This window comes from Dehalococcoidales bacterium (genome assembly GCA_028716225.1).
Taxonomy (GTDB): domain Bacteria; phylum Chloroflexota; class Dehalococcoidia; order Dehalococcoidales; family UBA5760; genus UBA5760.
This window is the reverse complement of sequence record JAQUQE010000106.1, coordinates 1-3,503: the sequence shown is the minus strand read 5'-3', so window position 1 is coordinate 3,503 and position 3,503 is coordinate 1. Positions and strand designations below refer to the sequence as shown.

Annotated in this window: 1 protein-coding gene; it reads left to right on the top strand. The window is 48.7% G+C overall.

The window, feature by feature from the left end; translation table 11 throughout:
- Positions 1-96: 96 nt before the first annotated feature.
- On the top strand, positions 97-3,503 hold a 3,407-nt coding region (locus PHI12_14220; protein ID MDD5511943.1), incomplete at its 3' end, for a hypothetical protein.

Genomic DNA, 3,503 nt, shown 5'->3' with positions numbered 1-3,503 from the left:
ACGCTCTATCAGCGCATTGGTAAAAAAGGCGCAATCCAATTCCTCGAAGATGGCCGGGTTTTCTTCCATCTTTTCGAAAAAGCCGACGTATCTACCGTGATCCACGAAATCGGTCACTGGATGCGCAAGCGGTTGCTATCGCCGGAAGAATTGCGGGTCGTCGAAGAAGATCTTGGAATCACATCGGAAGTCCCCGGGAAGGGCTGGTCGGAAAGGCACGAGGAGACCTATGCTAGAGCATGGGAACGCTATTGGATGGAAGGTAAAGCGCCCACCTACAGGCTGCGCGCCATCTTTGCTAAGATGAGGCAATATCTTATAAACATCTATCAAACCCTGAAAAACCTCAAAGTTGAATTGTCCGACAATCTTCGAGCACATTTTGACCGCATGGTTGCAACCGAAGCCGAACGCAAGGAACGTCCCATTTACGAGCTTAACGAAGACTATTTCGTTGAACCGGCCGATCATCCTCTGACCGTGAAGGAAATGGACTCATACGATAAGCTGGCCTCCGAGGCGTACCGTAGAGCACGGGTAAACGTGGAAGCGCAAATGAAAAGGGAGGATGCGAAGCGTGAAGCCGGATGGCGCAAGGAGGCGCTTGAACTCCTCAAGGACGATCCCGTGCATAGCGGTATGGATGAAATAGTAAAGCGTGGCGGGCTAAACGAAAAGCAGCTTCGGGCGGACTACGGAGACGAAACAATTGGCAGCCTGAAGGCAGCGCGGCGCGGGCTTGTTTCCCCCAAGGGAAAACTTGTTCCTGACGAGGTAGCGGCGGATTTCGGATTCGGCGATCTGGATAGTATGGTGCAGGCGTTTATCAATTCCAAGACAAAACCGGAAGCCATAGAATCGATAGTAGATTCCTTGCGGTCCGAATATGCGCCCACGAAAGAAGAGCTGGCCGCTGATATGCACTTGCGGCTTTTAGATGAAGAAATAAAGGTACTGAAAGAGATCACCGAGAGCGCTACGGCAAAGATGCAGAACAAGACGGCTCGGGGCATTAAGCAGGTAATTCGTGAAAATACGGGGCAGATTAAAGTCGATCAAGTCAATGACCGGGGAAGTTACCCGGAACTTATCGCGGCAATGAAACGAGAAGCGGCTGCGGCTAGAACCGCTTTTAACGCAGGCAAGAAAGAGGCAGCACTTAAGGCCAAGGAACGGCAGCGCGAGATTTCGCAGAAATACCGCGATATGGTTAAGGCAAGAAACGAATTTCAGAAAATCACCAAAAGCCTTAACCGAATGCTTAACGATAAAAAGGTTAATTGGGAATACAAAGAAGCCCTGATTGAGCTTATCCAGCTCACAGGGAGAACAAAGAGACAGGCCAAGTTGAAGCCCGGCGCTCTGCAAGAGTTTGTCGATAAGCAGGAAGTAAACGGCGAGGCTATAATTATTGACCGTGATTTCATAATGCGACTCCAGGAAATGTATTACCGTGGTCAACGTCTTGGCTCTATGAGTATGGATGACGTAAGACTCTTGCATGATACGGCAAAGCAGATTCATTATGCCGGGAAGATCCACGACCAGTTTATCGGGGAGCAGAGAAAGATTTCCTTCCAAGCTTCAAAACTCCGGGTTATCCGTTCAATCTACCAGAACGCCAAAACAGTTGAAGTAAGTCCAGACCGACCGCTTCCTCCTTCTTCCAGAGAAAAAGGGGTAGCTCAGAAGTTTTTAGACGGTATAGATGCTTATCATAGTGAACTGCTTATGCCGGAAATGATTCTGCGGGCCCTTGATGGCTTCCACGAAATGGGGCCGGTCTATGAAGAAATGTGGCTTGAATGTAAGGCGGCGGCTGATGCCGAAATCAGACTACAAGAGAAGGCAAGCAAGGCTATAGATGAAACTCTTGCACTTATTGAAGACCGCAAGGCATTCAGTACGGAAAAGCATACAGTTAAGGGGCTGCCTTTCCCCATGACTCGACTTGAAATGGTGGGATGGTATCTGCATAGTCTTCACCCGGATAACCGGGCGGCGTTAGCTAAAGGGTTCGGAGATCCAGAGAAAAAGGAATGGTTGACAGAAGAGCAGATAGACATACCTGGCAACCTACTCACCGAGCGAGAAAAAGAGATCGCAAGAAAGATAGTCGAGGAACTTCTGCCGATACTTACGCCTCATGTAGAAAAAACCTACCTCGCTTTAAATGGCCGACCAATGATTCGGGTTAAGGGCGTTTATTACCCCCTTTACTTCGATAGGAAATTATCCGACCGTATTAATGAGGCCAAGACGGAAAGGGAGGCGGAACAGGCATTCAAAGACTTCTTCCCCTTCATCGGTACGAAATTCGGATCAACCATAGAACGCAAGGGCGGGAAATATCCTCCAGAGTTAAACTTCATAAAAGTTCTCTCGCAGTATTTCAATGAAGGCACCCATTTTGCGACTCATGCAGTAGCGGTGCGAAATCTTCTTAAGATTATAAACGATCCAGATTTCAAGCGGGCTGTAACGATAGCGAGGGGAGAAAACGCATATAAGCAATTAAAGCCCTGGTTGAAAGAAATCGCTAATCCCGGACGTGAGCCAATGCTCAAGGGGGAAGCGTTGGTTGGATATATCCGCAGGAACACAACCGCCTTTATTATGGTTGGCAGGCTATCAACGGCATTAATCCAGCCTACGGCCATCCTTTCAGCCATACCGGAAGTCGGGGCGGGTTGGGTACTCAAGGGAGTATCTGCCTATCTCTCCAATCCGTGGAAGTGGGATAAATTCATTGAAGAGCGAAGCGCTTCTATCGCCAATAGATCGCATTCCTATGATCGGGAAATGGCAGACGTAGGCAACGGCGATTCGTGGAAAGACCTTTATCTTCGGTGGGGTATGTATATGACTGCCTACCTCGACACTCGCACTGCTCGCATGGCCTGGCTATCCGCATACACCAAGGCAATGAATGGGCGTGTTGAGAACATAGCACAAGGAGACGAGGGCCGAGCTATAGATTACGCCGACGGAGTAACGGAACGATCCCAGGGAAGCGCAAGCCCGAAGAATAAAGCCGCTATAATGCGCGGTGGCGAACTATTTAAAACCTTTATCACGTTCTTTTATACGTTCTTTAATGCTCAATACAATCAGATAATCCAGGCATGGGGAAAATATAAATCCCCCACCCTGGATTATGGAATTCTCGATCTTATGAAAGACTACTGGTTCCTGCTTACCATCCCCGGAATTATTAATGAATTGACAAGGGGCAATACCCCCAAGACTCCGGGAGATATTGCTTTATATCCTTTCACTTCAACCGGGAAAATGTTGCTTTCCACAATCCCTCTCGTAAGGGATGCGTCCTCGGTGTTCTTCGAGGGATACGATTACCGGGGCGGAATGCTCGGCAATGTGGGTAAAGAGATTAAATCCCTCGGTAATGCCATGGATATGAGCAAAACAAAGAGGGACCGATTAAAGCAGATATTAATTCACGGTGCCAAGGCAACGGGGAATCTGACCGGCTTACCGCCCGA